Origin of the sequence: Serratia sp. PL17 (genome assembly GCF_017832355.1) — a bacterium.
Lineage (GTDB): Bacteria > Pseudomonadota > Gammaproteobacteria > Enterobacterales > Enterobacteriaceae > Serratia.
On record NZ_JAFIBY010000001.1, the window covers coordinates 1,331,558 to 1,351,919 of the forward strand.

The window sequence follows — 20,362 nt, forward strand, 5'->3', positions numbered from 1 at the left end:
GGAGCCCTGAGTTTTTGTGTCATTAGGTAGGGAAGTGACAGCTTCTGTCGGTGATGACGAAGCTGTCGATTGAGTGCTAAACGGCGAGCGAATCATAATTTTTGCGGCGGTAATTAATCGCGGACCATGCCCACAGCACCACAAACAGTGCGATGGCGGCGTAACCGACGCGCCCCATATTGTCATTGAGGATCTCAACACCGTGCCACAGGCCGCCTTGTAATCCCAGCTTGTCGGCCAATAAACCCAAACCTTCCAACCCGCCAATCACCAGGGCGATGACCACGCTGGTTGCCGTGATGGTCATGTTGTAATACAGCTTGCGGATCGGTTTGTTGAATGCCCAACCATAAGCGCCGACCATCACAAAATTATCCAACGAGTCAATCAGCGCCATGCCACTGGCGAACAGCAATGGGAACACCATGATTGACCAGACTGACATCCCAGAGGTTGCACCGGCTGCGGAGATACCCAGTAAACCGACCTCGGTGGCAGTATCAAATCCTAGGCCAAACAAAAAACCGACCAGATACATATGCCAGCTTTTATTCACCAGATTAAAGGCAAAGCGATACAAACGCGTCATTATGCCGCCAGTGCCGCTCACCAGAAGATCAACATCCTTTTCCCGTAGTGTCACACCGCGCTTTACCTGGCGGAATATGCGGTAAACATCACGAAAAATCATCCAGTTTAACAACGCCATCGCCAGCAGGAACAAGGAGGAGATCAATGTCCCCAGCGTGGCGCCGTATTGATGCAACCAACCTATGCGATCGCCAAAGGCCAATGAAGTGGCGGCAATTGCAATACACGCCAGGATCACGATGCTGGAGTGCCCCAGGGAGAAAAACGCCCCGACGGAAATCGGACGTTGGCCTTGTTGCATCAGTTTACGTGTAACGTTATCTATGGCCGCAATATGATCGGCATCTACGGCATGGCGCAGCCCATACCCATAAGCCAGTATTGCAGCGGCGATCAACGTAGGGTGATGGCTGAAGGCAAAAAAAGCGGCGGCCCAGGCCATCAGGTTCAGGATCACTAACGCCACTAATAACCAAAATGCGCGGGTATGGGTATGGAAAAACGCAGAGTTTAACATTTTATATCCTGTCAATATGTGAAGAAGAAACCGGGGAGCGCTGGGCACAGGCAACCAGTGCCTGACCAAAGGCCAGCCCGCCGTCACCGGCAGGCAGTTTCTGTGGCAGTAACACCTGCAACGGTGCTAAATGAAACTGCAGCCGTTGGCGCAGTAAACGGTTATGCAGCACGCCGCCGCTTACCGCGACATGCCGAATGCCGTGTTGAGCAGCAAAATGTTTCGCCATATGGGCAAATCCTTGCGCAAGCGCATCATGAAACGCCCAAGCCTGTTGCGGGGCGGGGGCATGCCAGTTCAACCATTGCTGCCAGAACACGGACAAATCCAACTGATGGCCACGAAGCGGCAACGTAACCGGGTGGGCGCAAGGCTCGCTTTGGTGGGCAACTGCCTCAAAAATGCTGGACGCTTCGCCCTCCCAACTTTGCTGTGCGGGTGCATAGCCCAGCGCCGCTGCCGCGGCATCAAACAAGCGGCCGCAGGAAGAGGCTAAAGGGGCATTAATGCTGGCGTTAATCGCATGCAGCAGCGGTTGCCAAGGGATTGCCAATAACGGCTTAGCCTGAGGGTAGCGTTGCCAGTCCGGCACGAAACGCGCAAAGTGCGCGAGCTGATTACGCCAGGGGTGTTGCGCGGCGAGATCGCCACCCGGTAACGCGACGGCTGGCAGCCCCCCCAGATGACGGCACCGACGGTAATCCACTAACAGGCACTCTCCGCCCCATAAGGCACCATCCTGCCCATAACCGAGACCGTCTAGCGCCAGACCGATCACGGCATCGCCGTCTAATTTCCAGTGGTGTTCGGCCAGGCAAGCGGCCAAATGTGCATGATGATGCAACACCGGGGTTACCGGCAGCGATTGCTGCGCGGCCCATTGATGGCTGACATAACCGGGGTGTGCGTCACTTGCCAGCCGCTGCGGTTGGCAATGATATAGGCCGATGAAATGTTGCATCGCATGTTGCCACTGTTGCTGGATATCCTCCCGCTCCAACTCGCCAAAATGGGCGCTAAGCATGGCGTTATGTCCGGTTACCAGGCAAAAAGTATTTTTGCGGTCGCCACCTACAGCCAGCAAGGGGGGTTGAGACGGAAAACCGGGCGGTAGCGGCAGGGCATCAGGAACAAATCCGCGCGCCCGGCGTAACATTTCATGGCCATCCGGCAGCAAACGGACGAGAGAGTCGTCAGCCCGTTGCAGGATTTCGCGATCGTGCATGAGCCACAGATCGGCTATTCCAGACAGGTCGGACAACGCCTGCTCATTGGTTAATACCGGCGCATGGCCTGCATTATTGCCAGAGGTCATCACCAGCGGTCTTTGTATTTCTTGCATCAAGAGATGCTGGATCGGATTGGACGGTAACATTAAGCCCACTTCACCCAGTTGTGGGGCAATAGCGGTGGACAGCGGTGCGTTGGCGTGCTGCTTCACCAGCACGATAGGGGCTGCCGGCGAGGTCAATAATGCCTGTAGCCGTGCCAGGTCAACCCCCGTCGCACAGCGCGCCAGCCAATGGGGATCCGGTAACATCACTGCCAGCGGTTTGCTCGGTCGCCGTTTACGCAGGCGAAGACGTTCGACGGCCTGGGTGTTGGTGGCGTCGCAGGCCAGATGAAAACCGCCCAGGCCTTTGATGGCCACAATGTCCCCGGCAGCCAGGGCAACGGCGGCCTGTTGCAGTGCCGCGTCGCCCCGATGCTGAGGGGCCCCTTGTGCCTCGCAGCAGAACAACGCCGGCCCGCAATCGCCGCAGGCCACCGGCTGAGCATGAAAGCGACGGTTTTGCGGGGCGTGATACTCTCGCTTGCAGCTAGGGCAGAGAACAAATGGTGCCATGCTGGTCGCCGGGCGATCATAAGGCATAGCGCGAATAATGGTAAAACGTGGGCCGCAATGCGTGCAGTTGATAAAAGGATAACGGTAACGCCGATCTTGAGGATCGTTCATTTCCTGCAGGCATTGTGGGCAGGTTGCCGCGTCTGGAACGACATGCGTTGCCAAAGAACCGCATTGGCTGGAACGGATACTGAAGTCGCTGGGCGCGTGTAACCAGGTAAACGGCCATTGCTGGATGCGCTCGATCTGCGCTAAAGGCGGAGCCTGTTGGTGCAATACGTGTAGGAAAACCGCCAGATCAACGGGGTGGAGCAGACGAATTTCAACGCCTGCACTGTCGTTCCAAACCTCGCCGAACACGTTGAGCTGTTTGGCCAGCTGCCAAACAAAAGGTCGGAAGCCGACGCCCTGTACTTTGCCACTGACACGTAGCAGTAATCCGGGATGGGACATTGTTGATTACCTTCTGCGGGGGCTGTTGGTCGGCTCCCGAAAAACCTCTTTCTCAAGGGGGCAGTCATCCACTGCTCCCCCTGACAATCATGGGGCGTTACATCACGTCTTCAGCCGCACGGCGCAGACGGGCTTTCATGTCGCTGTAGCTCTGTTGCGCATAGTTTTCTGCCCAGTTTTGATCGGTGATCGCGTCCAGTTTTACCGCACAGTATTTGGTTTCCGGCGTTTTGGAGATCGGATCCAGATTCTCCTGGGTGAGCTCGTTACAGGCGCCAATCCACCACTGGTAGGTCATATACACCGCCCCCAGATTAATACGTGCGTTGTAGTTGGCGCGGCTGATCACCTTGCCGCGGCGTGAACTGACCCACACCAATTGCTGATCGGCAATGCCCAACGCAGTAGCGTCTTGCGGATTGACCTGCACGAACCCGGGTTCATCGGCCAAGGTTTGCAGCGCAGCGCAGTTACCGGTCATTGAACGGCAAGAGTAGTGGCCGACTTCACGCACGGTACACAACACCAGTGGGTAGTCGGCATCTGGGATTTCCGCGGGTGCACGCCATGCAGTGGCAAATAATTGGCCTTTACCGGATGGCGTGGTGAACTGGTTGCCTTGATACAGATAAGGCGTTCCCTGACTTTCCAACGTGGTACAAGGCCATTGCACATGGCCAAGCTCGCCCATTTTTTCGTACGTGGCACCGTAAAACAGCGGGCAGAGTTCACGCATTTCGTCCCAAATCTGCTGGTTATCATCGTAATGCATCGGATAACCCATTTCGGTGGCCAGCAAACTGATGATTTCCCAATCCCGTTTGACGTTGTATTGCGGCTCGATGGCTTTCTCGAAACGTTGGAACCCGCGATCGGCGCAGGAGAATACGCCGCCATGCTCACCCCACGAGGTGGACGGTAAAATCACATCGGCCTGCTCGGCGGTTTTGGTCATGAAGATGTCTTGCACCACCACAAAGTCCAGCCGCTCGAACGCGCCACGTACCAGGCTGAGGTCGGCTTCTGTCTGCAGCGGGTCTTCACCCATGATGTAGTAGGCTTTCACTTTGCCTTCATGGACCAAATGCGGGATTTCGGTAATGCGATAACCGACGTTGGGATCCATCCTGGCGGCGTCAATGCCCCAGGCCGCGGCGAATTTGGCACGGACGTCCGCGTCAGTTACGGCTTGATAGCCAGGGAACTCATTGGGCAGTACGCCCATGTCACAGGCACCCTGAACGTTGTTCTGCCCGCGTACCGGCCCGACGCCCACGTTGGCTCGACCCAGATTGCCGGTAAGCAGCGCCAAGCTGGCGAGGCCTTTGACCACATCGACGGCCTGACCGAATTGCGTCACGCCCATTCCCCACATAATGGTAGCGGAAGGGGCGCTGGCGTAGGTTCGCATTGCCTGACGGATCTGCTGGGCGGTGACGCCGGTGAGGTGTTCGACCGCCTCTGGGGCGTAGTCCGCCAACTGTTGACGGTAAGCTTCAAATCCCTCGGTGTATTTGGCCACGTAGTCGCGGTCATACAGATTTTCTTCAATCAATACATAGGCGAAGGCATTCACCAACGCCATGTTGCAGCCGTTCTTGATTTGCAAATGCTGATCTGCGATACGTGCGGTTTCAATACGGCGCGGGTCGCACACAACAATTTGTGCCCCTTTTTCTTTGGCCTTCAGCACCCGACGCGCCACGATAGGGTGTGAATCGGCACAGTTATAACCAATGATCAGCAGACATTTGGAGTTTTCGATATCTCCTATGGAGTTGCTCATCGCGCCGTTACCCAGCGTAGCCTGCAAGCCTGCTACCGAAGGGCCGTGGCAGACACGGGCGCAACAGTCGACGTTGTTGGTGCCGATCACTGCACGGGCGAATTTCTGCATGACGTAGTTGGTTTCATTGCCCGTTCCGCGTGATGAACCGGTATGCATGATCGCACTGGCACCGTGCTTATCTTTGATCTGTTGTAGCCGTTGCGCGGTATAACGAATCGCCTCATCCCAGCTGACCGCCTCAAACTTGCCGCCTTTCTCTCGGCGAATCAGTGGCTGGCTCAGGCGAGGGGTCAAGAGTTTGGTATCGTTGAGAAAGTCCCAGCCGTAATACCCTTTCAAGCACAGCTCACCTTGATTGGTCACGCCGTCAGCTGCCTCGGCGCGGATGATTTTTCCGTTGTCGACCACCAGTTTCATTTTGCAACCTGCACCACAGTAGGGGCAGACGGTTGTGATTTTTTTCATCGGTTCAATTCCTAAAACAGTGACGACATAGTGTCGAGTGCAGCGCGACGACGTTTCTCGGCGTTCATTTCCTGCAGCATATTGCGATCAACGCAGTGCAACGCATTGGTTGGACAGGTTTCCATGCAGGCAGGGCCGCTATCTCGCCCGATGCACAGGTCGCATTTGTGGGCTTCGGCTTTTTCCGTCGTCGCACTCATCATGGCGCCGTTTTGGCGGATAACCGGGCGGGTGAGCACCTCCATTGCGCCGTAAGGGCAAGCGACAACGCAGGTTTTGCAGCCGATGCAGCGTTCTTGCATGACCAGTACCATGCCGTTGGTGCGGCTGATGGCACCATTGGGGCAAACGTTGGAGCACGGTGCGTCTTCACACTGACGACACAGTACGGCGGTACTGACGTTGACGCCTTTGATCACATGCAAGCGCGGGGCGAAGCTGGCGGCATTTAGCGCTGAAATATCCTGGCTTTCACTGTGCGCGATCACACAGGCGATCTCGCATGTACGGCAGCCGATACATTTTTTAGGATCGGCGATGATAAACCGGTTCATCAATAACTCCTGGATTACCCTTCATTTTGGTCAGGCAGTAGAAACATCGTGCCTTCGTTTAGGCATAAAGCATGCCAATAATTAAAATTCTTTAAAAACATGCAATTAGTGAATTTTGGCGACATGGGCGGCGGCATATCGACATAAATGACGATATCGCGTCAGACATTCGTCACCACCAGTTGCGGATAGCCGCCCTGGTGTGGCCAGGCATGCAGCCGCTGGTGCAGCGTGGTCACCGCCTGTTGCACTGCCGCGCCGATGGGGTAGTAAAACGCCACCACTTCAGGTTGGATGCCGATAAATGTAATGTCAGGGATATCTTCACGCAGTTGGTCGATCAGGAAATTGAGCGGGAGGTTATGCGTGGTCATGATGAACATGGCGGCAATGTCTTGCTCGTCGATCACTCGGGTTTCTCCCGGAGCCAGCCCCATATCGGTGGCATCGACAATCACCAATCGGTCAGGACGCAGCTCGCGGATATGGCCGATGTCATTTTCCGGCGCTGCGCCGCCGTCAATCACCGTCCAACCTGCAGGCGGGTGGCTGCCACACAATTGCGCCAACAGCGGCCCGGCGCCGTCATCACCCATCATGCAGTTACCTACACACAACAGAACATCAGTCATCATGCCTCCGAACCATCAGATAAATGGCAGGCTCGTTTTCGATCGATTGCAGCAGGGCGATCAGCCGTTGGCTCCAGTCTTGCTGCTCTGCATTCATCTTCGGAGCAGCGGCATCCAAGGCAAGGGCTAACAGGTGGGTGTGACTGTTGTCGATACAGATTTCACCAAAGCGATCGACACCTTCCAGTTTGCGCCGTGCGGTACTGCCAGCCGGCAGTTGGGCCACCCACGCGTGGAAACCGGCTAACGGACAACGGAGTTTGGCTTCCAGACAGTCGATCACCCCCAAATGGTGACCAATGGCCAGGCTGTAATAGATCACCTCTTGTGCTTTTGGCGGGGCTTTTTTCTCCTGCACAAATTTGCGGCTCAGGGAGTAAAAGACCACCTGGGCCTGAGAACCGGTCATAGTCGTAACTCCCCACGCAGCACCCGTTGATAAAGACTGAGCAGGTTGCCGACAATTTCGTTCAGGCGCAGGTCGTCTTGCTGTTGCAGGTATGCGGTAACCCGTTGTTCGACTGGGAGCGCGCTGTCTGTCACCAGCAATTGCATAAAGTGGTCGGCGATTTGGCGTCCATAGCGGTAACCGGCCATCCGCCGCGCCTCCCGATCCAGCAACACTCGCAGTGGTTGAGGCAGTTCAGGGTGCAGCAAGCGTGTCGCTTCCCCCTGAGTTTCATCATGCTGACGGCCTTTGATTTTCTGATCCAACAGACCGAGCGCCATGGCGAAACCGTAAATGGTTGCCGCGGGCGTTGGCGGGCAACCGGGGATATAAACGTCGACCGGTACGATGCGGTCGGTGCCGCCCCATACGCAGTAGAGATCGTGGAAAATACCGCCGCTGTTACCACAGGCACCGTAAGAAATGCTGATTTTCGGATCGGGCGAGGCCTGCCAGGCGCGAATCGCAGGAATGCGCATGGCCCGCGTCACCGCGCCGGTAAACAGCAGAATGTCGGCATGGCGTGGTGAAGGAACCACTTTAATACCAAAGCGCTCAGCGTCGAATAGGGGTGAAATGGCAGCGAAAATCTCAATTTCACACCCATTGCAGCCGCCGCAATCCACCCGGTAAACGTAAGCTGAACGGCGGATATCCTTTAGCAAGGTGGATTTCAATTTGGCGATACTGTCGTCGAGAGTGATTGGCACTGGCAGGCCATTCTCATCGCGTGGACCAATCAGCGGCTGATTCATGACATGACCTCCCGGGTCAAATGACGGCCAACGTCAATACGATCGGCCTGGGTCAGGTTTTGCTGTTGTTTGCAGGCCGGGCAGGTTTCAAACTGCTGGCGACGGGCGGCTATTTCTGTACTGCTCACCCCAAGCAGCGCAATGGCATAATCAATCTCCTTTTGCGATGCATACGGCTTGCCGCATTGCCGACAATGGCAGATAGCGAAGTCGGCGTGTTCGTACAAATCCTCTTTACGCCACACCGCCAATTCGAACTGCTGCGAAAGCCGGATAGCCGCGGTCGGACAGACCTCTTCGCAGCGCGCACAGAAGATGCAACGCCCAAGAAACAGCTGCCAACGCACCGTGCCGCTGGTCAGATCGGTTGACATGGACAACGCATTAGACGGACAGGCGTTAGCGCAAGCCCCGCAGGCAATGCATTGCTGCGGGGTGTATTCAGGTTTGCCGCGAAAGTTCGGGTCGATGGTCAACGGCTGGGCCGGGTAGGCAAGGGTAGCGGGACCGGTTTTCAGTACTTTTTTAATCAATTTCAGCATGATGGGCTCCGGTTAGAACGGTTTGTTTTTCCGTTCGATGCCATAACGCTCAATCTCTTTGTACGGCACGATGACGGACTGACGTTTACGCACGTCGACGATGGTCATGCGATCGGTACAGGAGTAGCAAGGATCCAGGCTACCGATGATCAGTGGGGCGTCAGAAACGGTATTGCCGCGCAGCATGTAACGTAGGGTGGGCCAATTGGCATAGGTCGCGGCACGGCAGCGCCAGCGGAATAATTTTTGGTTATCGCCGGTCATGCTCCAGTGGATGTCATCGCCACGCGGCGCTTCGGCAAAGCCCAGGGCAAAGCGGTGGGGGACATAGGTGAACCCGTCCACCGCCAAGGGGCCGGTTGGTAGGTTTTGCAGACCAAACTCGATGATGCCAAGCGAGTTGAAGACCTCGTGAATGCGTACCTTGAGCCGTGAATAGACATCACAGCCGTCCTCCACGCACAATTCCACCGGCAGTTTGGCATAGCCGGCAAAGGGATGATCGAGGCGAGTATCGCGACGGTGACCGCTGCCACGGATCATCGGGCCTACGTTGCTGTAGTCACGAGCGACCTGAGGATCAAGACGGCCAACGCCTCGGCTACGTTGTTCAGTATTTGGCGTACTGAGCAAGATATCGACCAAATCCACCAATTCACTGCGCATTTGCGCCGCCAGCCGTAAGGTTTGCAACATGTCGTCTTTTAAAATATCGCGACGGATGCCGCCAATCAGGTTCAAGCCGTAGGTTTTACGCGCACCGGTCAGGATCTCGGCCATTTTCATTGACTGTTCGCGTACCCGGAAGAACTGCATAAAACCAGAGTCAAAACCGACAAAGTGGCAGGCCAGCCCCAAATTCAGAAGATGGCTGTGCAAGCGCTCCACCTCCAGCAGGATCGACCGGATCATCTGGGCGCGTTCCGGTACCTGAATACCCATCGCGTTCTCTACCGAACTGGTGTATGCCACGCTGTGGGTAAAACCGCAAATGCCGCACACCCGGTCTGACAGGAAAGTCACTTCGTTGTAACCCATGCGGGTTTCGGCCAATTTCTCCATCCCACGGTGTACGTAGAACAGACGGTAATCGGCATCGATGATGTCTTCACCGTCGACGAACAGCCGAAAATGGCCGGGTTCATCCGAGGTGATATGCAAAGGGCCGATCGGCACCACGTTGGCTTTGGCACCTGCCAGGCTCTCAAACGGGTAGGTTTCCACGTCGGTGGTGGGCGCGGGGCGCTGGCGATAGTCCATGGCGTCTTTGCGCAGAGGGTAGAGATCGTCCGGCCAGTCGTCCGGCAGGACCAGTCTGCGCTCATCCGGCAGGCCTATTGGGCGCAGGCCGTACATGTCGCGCACTTCGCGCTCTCCCCAGACCGCCGCAGGAACCCGTGGTGTCACAGAAGGGAACTCCAGTGTCTGGGCGTCTACCTCGGCACGTACCGTGATCCAGCATGGGGTGTCTTTTTCCATCGACAGCACGTAATACAACGCGTAATTACCGCACAGCGTACGTTCGTCGTTGCCAAACAGCACTGACAACCAGCCGCCTTGCTGGTAGTACAGCCATTCCACCACGTCCGGCAGTGCGTTGAGTTTCACGGTGACCGTCAACTGATCGGCCGTTTGCCACTCGGCAGCCAGCATGGCAGCAGGGAAATGTTGCTGCAATGCCGCCAGGTAGTGTTGGCCTTGATGTTCGTTAGTCATTATTGCCTCTGTCATGATTCATTCAGTTGACGACCAGCCAGGAAACCAGCGCCAGAAATGCCAGTCCAAAACCCGTCCAGGTGGTATAAGCGGTTTTCAAGAAACGCAAACGCGCCACGCTGTTTTCCATAACCGCAATCAGTGCCACAGCACACAGCAACTTGAGCAGCGCCAGTACCAGCCCCATCAACAGTTGCGAAGCGGTGAGTTCCGCTGCTTGTCCCCAGGGGAGGAAAACACCAAGGAACAGCTGTAGCACCACCAGTTGTTTAAGGCTGATGCCCCATTTCACAATGCCGAGTTCAACACCGGAATATTCCGTCAGCGGGCCTTCCTGCAGCTCTTGTTCCGCTTCAGCCATATCGAACGGCAATTTTCCCATTTCAATGTAGGTCGCGAATGCACAGGCCAAGCCGGCCAACAGCAGGGGTAGCCCGGCGTGATGCGGCAAAGCCAACATGCTCTGCGCTATCGCGCTAAGTTGGGTGGAGCCCCCAACCAATGCCGCTACCCATAAACCGAGCAACAAAATGGGTTCAACCAAAATGCCTAACACGGCTTCCCGGCTGGCACCGATGGCAGTAAAGGTGCTGCCGGTATCCAGCCCGGCAATGGCAAACACAAAGCGCACCGCGGCAAACAGATAGATCAGCGTGATCACGTCGCCAATAGCGGGCAACGGTGATGTCGTGGTCAGCATTGGCAGCGCACAGGAGATGGCCAGCAAGGTGCCGGTCAGCAAATACGGCATGGCATGAAAGGCCAGGCCGGACGCTGCCGGTGCTATGCTCTGGCGCTTGAGTAATTTGGCGATGTCCCGGTATTCCTGTAAGACACCGGGACCGCAACGGCTATGGATACGCGCACGCAGTACTCGACTGATTCCGGCAAACAGCGGGGAAATAGCCAGTAACAGCAGCGCTTGCACCAGACCAAGTAACAGGCTGGGATAAGTCATTTCATCTCCTCAGGCAAAAACCACGACCAACAGCGTCGCAAGCTCCACTGCGGCCAGGCCACGGCAGAAGGTAACGAATTTGTTACGGTGTAACTGATCGCTTATCGTTTTCGGCACCCAGCGGCGCAGTTGATAGAGCGGAGCAAACATCACCCGCAGCGGTTGAGCAAATCCGGTGGCCGTGATCACCATGGCATCCTCATGCCCATAACCACAGGCCCAGGCTTGACCCTGTGTGCGACGAGGCTGGCGACGAGTCTGGTAACGTGCCGCAATCAGCAACGGCAACAACGGCATTGCCAGCAATAAAATGGCGATCAGCGGAGTGGAAACCAGCGTCTCTGTTACGGAGACGCTGTGTTCTGGCATAGTGCCAATCAAGCGGGTAAACAGCGGGACAATCCAGAGTGCCCCCAGGCCGCATAGCAAACACAGTAATGCAGGCACGACATGGCTTAGCGTCAGCCACACGTTGGCCTGAACAGCATTCGCGGCAGCGTCGCTGCGCGGAGCTCCCAGGCAAGCCACACCAAACACCTTGCTGACGCACATCACCGCAAGTGCGCCGGTGAGGGCTAACGCCACCGCCAGCAGCGGACCCACCAGATGCCCGATAAAGCCCGGTGCGGCGCTGAAACGGAAAAGCCCTTGGTAGATCAACCATTCACTGGCGAAACCGTTCAGGGGTGGCAACGCCACCATCGACACCAAACCAATCAAGAGAGAAACGGCGGTCCAGGGCATCAGCCGGGCTAAGCCCCCCATTTTTTCCATGTCTTTCAGGCCGGTTTGTTGCTCAATAGCGCCTGCAGCCAGTAACAATGCACTTTTGAACAGGCTGTGATTGAGCAAGTGGTACAAGCCCCCCACCAAAGCAAACGCCGTCAACAGAGGCTGTTGCAGTGCCATGCCGACCATAGCGCCACCAATCCCCAGCAGAATGATGCCGATGTTCTCGAGCGTGTGATAAGCCAATAAGCGACGCAAATCGTGTTCCATCAACGCATACAGCCCGCCAAAAAACGCGGTCCCGGCAGCAAGCAGCAACACCAGCAAGCCCCACCACAGTGGCGGAGTGCCCAGCAGATCCAACCCGACTTTCAAAATACCCAGCAAACCGACTTTCATCAGCGCGCAGGAAAACAACGTGGCGGCAGAGGCAGGCGAGCTGCTATGGGATTGAGGTACCCAGGCATGTAACGGCATCACTCCGGCAAAGATGCCAAACCCGGCAAGTGCCAACAGGAACACGCCATTACGCAGTGCGTCTGGCAATGGCGTAGCGCGAATTACGCTAAATACCGAACTGTGGCTATGGGCATAAATCAGGGTGAACGCGATAACCAATAGCAGCGAGCCTAATCGCATCAGTAAGAACTGGTTATGCCCGGCACGCAGGCTTTTGGCTCCCGGGGAATGGGCAACCAGAAAGTAGCCGCACAACGCCGCCAGCTCCAACAGTAAAAGCAGCGCAATGGCATTATCGGCCATCACTGCGGCGCTTAATGCAGCCAACATCAGATTGGTCAGCCCGCCAATTCGTCCACGCGCGCGCGGGTTTAACCTGTGTATGTACCCCGCGTGATATAGCGCGGTAAAGACACCGCTAAGGGCAATCACCAGCAGTAGCAGTGCGTTAGGGCCACTGATTTCCACGGCATAATGCAGCCAGGGTAATCGGGCGCTGCGCAGTGGCGTAAACAACATGGATAAGGCCGCCAACAATGCGGCGAGAGCGCACAACAAAGTGCCGCCACTGAGCGGCCTGCTAGCCGATGCCCAGGGCGAGGTTAGCCAGCTCAACAACGCACAAAGCACGTATCCCCCGAATGCCAATGTCAGTAGCAACAATGGATCGGGCGCAATGGTATACATCATCAATTCGGCTCCTTGCGGAAGTCAGGGGCAGCAACGAACGGCAACTCGGCGCTGAGTGCCTGCATGGCGTTACGTCTTTTTTGTTCGCTCGCGAGTCGCACGTCACGGTCAGTCACCAAGCGGATGGCCTGAGTGGGGCAAGTGCGGATACACGCGGGGCCATCTGCGCTGAAATTGCAGAGATCGCACTTCACCGCCACAGCCCGGACGCCGGGCAGGCAGTCAAGAAAAGCACTAATGGGGCGTGGCGCTGTGGCAGCGGGTAGCGCAAGCGGCGTATTGCAATCTGCAGGTATCGCCAGCGGGGTACTACCACCAAAACCAATAGCCCCGAATGGGCAGGCAATGCCGCAAAGCTTGCAACTGATACACAGGCTTTCGTTCAGTGAGATGGCGTCATCCTGATGGCGAATCGCGTTGACTGGGCAGACTTGTGCACAGGGCGCATCTTCGCATTGATGACACATCACGGGGGCCGAATCGCGGGCACTGCGTATTACCTGCAAGCGGGGTAATGCCTGCAAGCCGTATTGCCGGTGTTCCGCAGAGCAACTTGCCATACAGGTATTGCAGCCAATACACAATTTAGGGTCCGCAATAATAAAGCGGTTCATGCACACTCCTTGCTTCGTCATTTATGACGACATCGTCAGTAAAAAATGACGTTTCGACAGTTTTCCGTCAGTGATTAACGCCGACAGTCAGACGGGTAAGGTTATTTTCTTCAGTGCGTCATGAATGGCACATCCATCATGAAGGGAGTCGAACAGGCATTGATAAATAATGGCGATCTTATCCAGATAATGTTCAAAAACTGCCTGTGTATCACGATTGTTTATTATTTCGTCGACATTGCCGTTTTCATCCAGGGTAGCATGTGCAAAAGCGGCAAAATTCTCCGGTTCATGCGCCGTCGCCAAATTAATGCGGTAGCAAATGTCTCGGCTGTAAAATCCCTCACTTAATTGAATACTAACGGTAAAGTGGTTGAACAAGACAAAGCGTAGGTCGTCCTCCTTTCCGTAGGTAAACTGATGATTAATCTTCTTTTTAGTGGTGGTGACCGCTTTAATTAATGTGCTGTGATAGGTTTGCCATTGCGCCATCAGGCGGTTGCTTTTGCTGGCGATATAATCGGCCTGGCTGGTTACTTCACTGATTGTACTCATTGTCCTCACTCAACATTAATGGTCATTGTCGAAACAGCTCTGGGTCAACGAGTTAAAGCATAAAGTGTGCCAAAGCTTCGATTCATTCATTTATCCCTTTAACTTCAACCTGTAGCGTTAAATTAAATACCCGGTCTTTCAGAGGAGGGTTTATGTAATTGCTGCCGATGACATGACGATCGACAAATATGTCAATTTCGGTTTGGCATCATATTTGCAATGTTATTACTACGACGCGTTTTATCACCCTTGGCGGAGACCGGATGCACGAAATAACCTTGTGCCAACATGCGATGGAAATAATGCAGCAACAGGCTCGCCAGCATCATGCTCAACGCATTACTGCGGTGTGGTTCGAAATTGGCGCATTTTCTTGCGTGGAAGCGGAGTCTTTGCGCTTCTGTTTCGACATGGTGTGTCGAGACACCTTGGCTGAAGGCTGCGAGTTGCATCTGATAGAGCAACGTGCGCAGTCCTGGTGTCATGACTGCCAGCGTGATGTCCAGTTGCTGATGCCACAGGTCTTGGTCTGCCCGCACTGTGCCGGGCGAAACCTGCGTGTGGCGGCCGATGATGGCTTACACATAAAACGCCTGGAAATTGAATAGACAACATGCCCAAAGAAGATAAAGGGTCTAGGAGGACGAACATGTGCAGTACCTGCGGTTGTGCCCACGGTGAACTGACGATTGAAGGGGAAGTAAAAGTCCCATTCCGTCCGCAACGGAATAGGCAAGGCGATTTGCATTACGGCTTGGGGCTGGCAGGCACCCATGCGCCGGGCATCAGCCAGCGCCGCATGCTGGAAATCGAAACCCGGGTGTTGGATAAAAACGATCGCCTGGCAGAGCGTAATCGTCAGTATTTCACCGAACAACATATCCTGGCGTTGAATCTGGTTTCCAGCCCCGGATCAGGCAAAACCACACTGCTGACAGAAACGTTGTTGCGGCTACGTGGCCATCATACTTGCGCGGTGGTGGAGGGAGACCAGCAAACGACCAACGATGCTGAACGCATTCGCGCGACCGGCGTCCCGGCAATTCAGGTCAATACCGGCAAAGGCTGTCATCTGGACGCACAAATGGTGCATGAGGCCACCCAGCGTTTAGGGTTGAAACCCGGCAGCCTGCTGTTTATCGAAAACGTCGGTAACCTGGTTTGTCCGGCCAGTTTTGATCTAGGTGAACGCCATAAGGTGGCAGTGCTCTCGGTCACCGAAGGGGAAGACAAGCCCCTCAAGTACCCGCATATGTTTGCTGCCGCACGTTTGATGATCGTGAACAAAATCGATCTGCTGCCGTATTTGAAATTCGATTTGGCGGCCTGTATCGACAATGCCCGTCAGGTCAATCCCGCCATTGAGGTGATAACCCTGTCGGCAACCCACGGTGAAGGGATGGAACACTGGCTGGCTTGGCTGGAGAAAGAGTTATGTGTATAGGCATTCCCGGGCAAATCGTGGCGTTGGATGAAAACCAGCCCCAACATGCCTGGGCCGACGTCTGCGGTGTGCAGCGTGAAGTGAATATTGCGTTGGTACGTAAAGATGATGAACCCAGAGAAGCGATGATCGGCTGCTGGGTATTGATCCACGTAGGGTTCGCGATGAGCCGACTTGATCGGCACGAAGCCGAAGAGATGTTGGCGGCGCTGCACGCGATGGGCGAAGTAGAAGAGGATGTGGCGCTGTTTTTAGCGGGGGAAGACCATCATGCATTACGTTGACGAATTCCGCGATCCGCACCGGGTAAAATCGCTGCTTCAGCATATCAGGCACCGCGCTGCCCAGTTGCCCTTTACCATGGAGCGACCGCTGCAAATCATGGAAGTGTGTGGGGGACATACTCATGCCATTTTCCGTTTTGGCCTGGATAAGTTGCTACCGCCCAACATTGAGTTTATCCACGGCCCGGGTTGCCCGGTGTGCGTGTTGCCGATGGGGCGCATAGACGCCTGCTGTGAAATCGCCGAACACCCGGAGGTCATCTTTTGCACCTTCGGCGATGCGCTACGGGTACCGGGCAAACAGGGGTCATTGTTGCAGGCCCGTGAACGCGGGGCCGATGTACGGGTGGTTTACTCCCCATTGGATGCACTGGCACTGGCAAGACAAAACGCACACCGGCAGGTGGTGTTCTTTGCCCTTGGTTTTGAAACCACCATGCCGGTTACGGCGATAACCCTGCAGCAGGCCCGACAGGAAGGTCAACGCAACTTTAGCGTATTTTGCCAGCACATCAGCCTGATCCCGACGCTACGCAGCCTGTTGCAACAGCCAGATGTGCGTATCGACGGTTTTCTGGCACCCGGCCATGTCAGCATGGTGATCGGTACCGAACCTTACGGTTTTATCAGCCAGCAGTACCGCAAACCATTGGTCGTGGCCGGTTTTGAACCGCTGGATATCTTGCAGGGAGTAATGATGCTGGTTGAGCAATTCCTTCAACAGCAGAGCCGGACCGAAAATCAATACCGACGCGTGGTGCCTGAGCAAGGAAACCCGCTGGCTCAGCAAGCTATGAGTGAAGTGTTTGTGCTGGGTGGTGGGAGTGAATGGCGAGGCCTTGGCACCATTGCCAATTCCGGCATTGCCTTAACCCCCGTCTATAGCGCCTTTGATGCAGAGCGCCGTTTTCAACCGCAATATCGGCAGGTGGCAGATGATCCTCATGCCCGCTGTGGGGATGTGCTCACCGGGCGTTGCAAACCGCGTGATTGCCCCATGTTTGGCCGCGGCTGTACACCACAAAATGCTTTTGGTGCTCTGATGGTGTCTTCGGAAGGTGCCTGCGCCGCTTGGTATCAATACCGCCGTGAAACAGAGGAGACTCCGGCATGAATAACGTCATTACTCTGGCTCACGGTAGCGGCGGCACAGCGATGCAGCAGTTATTGGATACGCTTTTCCTGCCCGCCTTCGCCAACCCGCTTTTGGATCAGCGTGAAGATCAGGCTCGGCTAAGTCTGGCGGGGTTAACGCAGCAGGGCGATCGACTGGCGTTTACCACTGACAGCTACGTCATTGATCCTATTTTCTTTCCGGGTGGGGATATTGGCAAACTGGCCGTCTGCGGCACGGCGAACGATCTGGCGGTGAGCGGCGCCCGGCCAGGCTATCTTTCCTGCGGTTTTATCCTCGAAGAGGGCTTACCCCTGGTCGATTTACAGCGGGTGGTTGCTTCTATGGCCGCGACCGCTCAGCTGGCCGGTATGCGTATCGTGACCGGGGATACTAAGGTGGTGCAACGTGGCGCTGCTGACAAAGTGTTTATCAATACTGCCGGTATTGGCGTGATCCCGAACGATCTGAATTGGGCTGCTCAAAATATCCAGGCAGGAGACGTCATCATTGTTAGCGGCACGTTAGGTGACCATGGGGCGACTATCCTCAATTTGCGGGAAAATCTGGGAATGTCGTTGGATGTCATCAGCGATTGTGCCGTGTTAACCCCTTTAATCTCACCGCTGCGCGCCATTAATGGCGTGCGGGCACTCCGTGATGCTACCCGCGGCGGCGTGAACGCCATTCTGCATGAGTTTGCTCGTGCAGCACATGTCGGTATTGAGGTTGAAGAGCGTCTCTTGCCGGTAGCCCCGGCGGTGCGAGGGATCTGTGAATTGCTGGGGCTGGACGCTATCAATTTTGCCAATGAGGGCAAACTGGTCGTGGTTGCCGCACCAGAGGCTGAACTCGCGGTTCTGACCGCATTGCAGGCGCATCCCTTGGGCACCGCCGCGGCGGTAATTGGCCGTGTGACAGGTGGGCGGCAAGTGAGGATGCAGGGTGCTTACGGCATCAGCCGTTTACTGGATTTGCCCCATGCCGAACCTTTGCCGCGCATTTGTTGATCCTGTCGGGGGAGAATGCCGTCGCTCAGCGTTACACTTTGCGACGTGACTCACACAAATCATCATCGCGACTCAGGCAAGTGATAAACAATGTCGAATGCACAATTAGAAAAACAAGCGCTACTTGAAATTACCCGCACGTTACTCAGTCAACACAGCTTCACTGATTTACTGATGCAATTGCGTCAGGTGTTGCAACGCCTGCAGTTGGCGGAACATGTGACGCTGGTGTTGTTTGATCCGCACAGTGAGCGGGTGAGTTTTTACGGTTTGGATGCCCGTCGGCAACCGCTGAACTACCAGGATGAGACTCTGTTGGCCAATGGGCCGGTCAGTCGGCTACGGCAGAGTCCCTTACCGCAGTGTTGGCAGAGCGATGACCTACACGCCCGTTACCCGCAAATCGGCGCACTGGCGTTGTATCCCCCCTTTAGCCAGTACTGTCTGATGCCGCTGCATGCAGGCGGTACCCTCATCGGCGGGTGTGAACTGCTGCACGCTAACCCACAGCCTTTCAGTGATAGCAGTCTGGTGCAACTGCAGACACTGATGGAGTTGGTTGCACTGGCAACTGAGCAGCTCACGTTACGCAAAGAAGCGGAAGCGCAGCAACGTCAGTTGCGCCATGAGCGAGATGACTACCGTATTTTGGTCGACGTCACCAACGCAGTGCTGTCGAAGCTTGATCTGGACGATTTGATCGGCGAGATCTCCACGGAAATTCACCGCTTTTTCAAAATTGATGCCATCAGTATGGTGCTGTACGCAGATAAAACAGAACAGGTAACCATTTACTCTACCCATTATTTGCAAGACGACGTCGTTGAACGGCAGCAATACAGCGTCCCATTGGCAGGCACGTTATCGGAACAGGTAATGCAAAGTGGCGAAATGCTGCTGTTGAATCTGAGGCATTCCGATCGCCTGGCGGCGTATGAACGCCAGCTGTTCGATCTGTGGCATGACCAGATTCAAACGCTCTGCGTGCTGCCATTGGTGTTTGGCAAAAAGACCCTGGGCGTTCTGAAACTGGCGCAGTGTCAACCGGACAATTTTAACGCTGCCAATTTGCGGGTGTTGCAACAGATTGCCGAACGTATTGCTATTGCGGTTGATAACGCACTGGCGTACCAGGAGATCAACCGGCTTAAAGAGAGCCTGGTGCATGAAAACCTCTATCTGACCGAGCAGATTAACGGCAACAACCCGGATTTCGGTGAGATTGTCGGACGCAGCGTCGTGATGTCTGCGGTGCTAAAACAGGTCGAAATGGTGGCTAAAAGCGACTGTTCGGTGTTGATCCTGGGTGAAACCGGCACCGGTAAAGAACTTATCGCTCGCGCTATCCACAATTTGAGCGAGCGTCGCGACCAACGCATGGTGAAAATGAATTGTGCCGTGATGCCAACAGGGTTGCTGGAAAGTGATCTGTTCGGCCATGAAAAGGGCTCGTTCACGGGAGCGACGAACCAACGGATGGGGCGTTTTGAACTGGCGGACAAAGGCACCTTGTTTCTGGATGAAGTCGGTGAAATTCCCGTTGAGCTGCAACCTAAGTTACTGCGGGTATTGCAGGAAAGGGAGTTTGAGCGAGTAGGTGGCAACAAAGTGATTTCGGTCGATGTGCGTTTGATTGCGGCAACCAACCGTGATTTGCAGCAGATGGTGGCCGACCGCGAATTCCGTAGCGATCTTTTCTACCGACTGAACGTGTTCCCTATCGTTATTCCCCCGCTTCGGGAGCGGCCCGAAGACATTCCCCAATTGGTGAAATTCCTGACCTATAAAATCGCGCGTCGGATGAAACGCACGATCGATAGCATTCCAGCGGAGACGCTGCGTTTGCTGAGCCAAATGCCGTGGCCAGGTAATGTGCGCGAGCTGGAGAATGTCATCGAGCGCGCAGTGTTACTGACGCACGGCACGGTGCTTAATCTGCAACTGCCGGAAATTCAGTATCCCGTGCCTTCGATGGCGTTACCCCTCCCTACGCCGGAACCCAGTCAGCCTGGAGAAGACGAGCGTCAGCGGATTATCCGCGTGCTGAAGGAAACCAATGGCGTGGTCGCCGGCCCGCGGGGCGCTGCGCAGCGATTGGGTCTGAAGCGAACCACATTGCTTTCACGGATGAAAAAATGGGGCATTTTGGTCAAGTAAGGGGGAGGTAAATAAAAGGCCAGAGCCCGGTTGAATATCG

Annotated in this window: 19 protein-coding genes; 6 read left to right on the forward strand and 13 right to left on the reverse strand. The window is 55.4% G+C overall.

From position 1 onward, the window contains the following. Positions 1 to 76: 76 nt before the first annotated feature. From JOE25_RS06495 to hycA, 13 genes are all read right to left on the reverse strand, one after another. A complete protein-coding gene (locus JOE25_RS06495; protein ID WP_209633407.1) occupies positions 77 to 1,108 on the reverse strand; it encodes a HoxN/HupN/NixA family nickel/cobalt transporter in 1,032 nt (343 codons plus the stop codon). A gap of 1 nt (position 1,109) precedes the next feature. Next, a complete protein-coding gene (hypF, locus tag JOE25_RS06500) occupies positions 1,110 to 3,407 on the reverse strand; it encodes a carbamoyltransferase HypF (RefSeq protein WP_209633409.1) in 2,298 nt (765 codons plus the stop codon). A 97-nt stretch (positions 3,408 to 3,504) separates the two neighbouring features. After that, on the reverse strand, positions 3,505 to 5,661 hold the full coding sequence (gene fdhF, locus JOE25_RS06505; RefSeq protein WP_209633411.1) for a formate dehydrogenase subunit alpha: 2,157 nt from the start codon (positions 5,659 to 5,661) through the stop codon (positions 3,505 to 3,507). A gap of 11 nt (positions 5,662 to 5,672) precedes the next feature. After that, on the reverse strand, positions 5,673 to 6,215 hold the full coding sequence (gene hydN, locus JOE25_RS06510; protein ID WP_209633413.1) for an electron transport protein HydN: 543 nt from the start codon (positions 6,213 to 6,215) through the stop codon (positions 5,673 to 5,675). A 161-nt stretch (positions 6,216 to 6,376) separates the two neighbouring features. Further along, positions 6,377 to 6,847, reverse strand: coding sequence for a hydrogenase maturation peptidase HycI (gene hycI, locus JOE25_RS06515; protein ID WP_209634204.1), 471 nt, complete (start codon positions 6,845 to 6,847; stop codon positions 6,377 to 6,379). Next, entirely contained in the window at positions 6,840 to 7,256 is a 417-nt protein-coding gene (locus JOE25_RS06520) for a formate hydrogenlyase maturation HycH family protein (RefSeq protein WP_209633415.1), read from the reverse strand. The genes hycI and JOE25_RS06520 overlap by 8 nt, the downstream gene beginning before the upstream one ends. After that, entirely contained in the window at positions 7,253 to 8,050 is a 798-nt protein-coding gene (locus JOE25_RS06525) for an NADH-quinone oxidoreductase subunit B family protein (protein ID WP_209633417.1), read from the reverse strand. The genes JOE25_RS06520 and JOE25_RS06525 overlap by 4 nt, the downstream gene beginning before the upstream one ends. After that, on the reverse strand, positions 8,047 to 8,592 hold the full coding sequence (locus JOE25_RS06530; RefSeq protein ID WP_209633418.1) for a formate hydrogenlyase complex iron-sulfur subunit: 546 nt from the start codon (positions 8,590 to 8,592) through the stop codon (positions 8,047 to 8,049). The genes JOE25_RS06525 and JOE25_RS06530 overlap by 4 nt, the downstream gene beginning before the upstream one ends. A 12-nt stretch (positions 8,593 to 8,604) precedes the next feature. Further along, on the reverse strand, positions 8,605 to 10,308 hold the full coding sequence (locus JOE25_RS06535; protein ID WP_209633421.1) for a hydrogenase large subunit: 1,704 nt from the start codon (positions 10,306 to 10,308) through the stop codon (positions 8,605 to 8,607). Positions 10,309 to 10,330: 22 nt separating this feature from the next. After that, positions 10,331 to 11,266 (reverse strand): respiratory chain complex I subunit 1 family protein, encoded by a 936-nt coding sequence (locus tag JOE25_RS06540; protein ID WP_209633423.1) that lies wholly within the window; start codon positions 11,264 to 11,266, stop codon positions 10,331 to 10,333. A 9-nt stretch (positions 11,267 to 11,275) separates the two neighbouring features. After that, positions 11,276 to 13,144: a proton-conducting transporter membrane subunit gene (locus tag JOE25_RS06545; RefSeq protein WP_209633425.1), complete on the reverse strand. Its 1,869-nt coding sequence runs from the start codon at positions 13,142 to 13,144 to the stop codon at positions 11,276 to 11,278. Continuing rightward, positions 13,144 to 13,758 (reverse strand): 4Fe-4S dicluster domain-containing protein, encoded by a 615-nt coding sequence (locus tag JOE25_RS06550; protein WP_209633426.1) that lies wholly within the window; start codon positions 13,756 to 13,758, stop codon positions 13,144 to 13,146. Before JOE25_RS06550 ends, JOE25_RS06545 begins: the two co-directional genes overlap by 1 nt. 87 nt (positions 13,759 to 13,845) lie before the next feature. Next, entirely contained in the window at positions 13,846 to 14,313 is a 468-nt protein-coding gene (gene hycA, locus JOE25_RS06555) for a formate hydrogenlyase regulator HycA (RefSeq protein WP_209633428.1), read from the reverse strand. A gap of 263 nt (positions 14,314 to 14,576) precedes the next feature. Between hycA and hypA the strand changes: the two genes are divergently transcribed. The 6 genes from hypA to flhA all read left to right on the forward strand — a co-directional run bounded on the left by hypA (position 14,577) and on the right by flhA (position 20,322). Further along, on the forward strand, positions 14,577 to 14,921 hold the full coding sequence (gene hypA, locus JOE25_RS06560; protein ID WP_209633430.1) for a hydrogenase maturation nickel metallochaperone HypA: 345 nt from the start codon (positions 14,577 to 14,579) through the stop codon (positions 14,919 to 14,921). 41 nt (positions 14,922 to 14,962) lie between these two features. Beyond that, positions 14,963 to 15,757: a hydrogenase nickel incorporation protein HypB gene (hypB, locus tag JOE25_RS06565; RefSeq protein WP_209633432.1), complete on the forward strand. Its 795-nt coding sequence runs from the start codon at positions 14,963 to 14,965 to the stop codon at positions 15,755 to 15,757. Beyond that, complete coding sequence (gene hypC, locus JOE25_RS06570; protein ID WP_209633434.1) at positions 15,748 to 16,041, forward strand: HypC/HybG/HupF family hydrogenase formation chaperone; 294 nt, start codon at positions 15,748 to 15,750, stop codon at positions 16,039 to 16,041. Before hypB ends, hypC begins: the two co-directional genes overlap by 10 nt. After that, positions 16,028 to 17,155 (forward strand): hydrogenase formation protein HypD, encoded by a 1,128-nt coding sequence (hypD, locus tag JOE25_RS06575; RefSeq protein WP_209633436.1) that lies wholly within the window; start codon positions 16,028 to 16,030, stop codon positions 17,153 to 17,155. The genes hypC and hypD overlap by 14 nt, the downstream gene beginning before the upstream one ends. Next, positions 17,152 to 18,165 (forward strand): hydrogenase expression/formation protein HypE, encoded by a 1,014-nt coding sequence (gene hypE, locus JOE25_RS06580; protein ID WP_209633438.1) that lies wholly within the window; start codon positions 17,152 to 17,154, stop codon positions 18,163 to 18,165. Before hypD ends, hypE begins: the two co-directional genes overlap by 4 nt. Before the next feature lie 90 nt (positions 18,166 to 18,255). Next, positions 18,256 to 20,322, forward strand: a complete 2,067-nt coding sequence (gene flhA / locus JOE25_RS06585; protein WP_209633440.1) for a formate hydrogenlyase transcriptional activator FlhA — start codon at positions 18,256 to 18,258, stop codon at positions 20,320 to 20,322. The last annotated feature ends 40 nt before the right edge of the window (positions 20,323 to 20,362 follow it).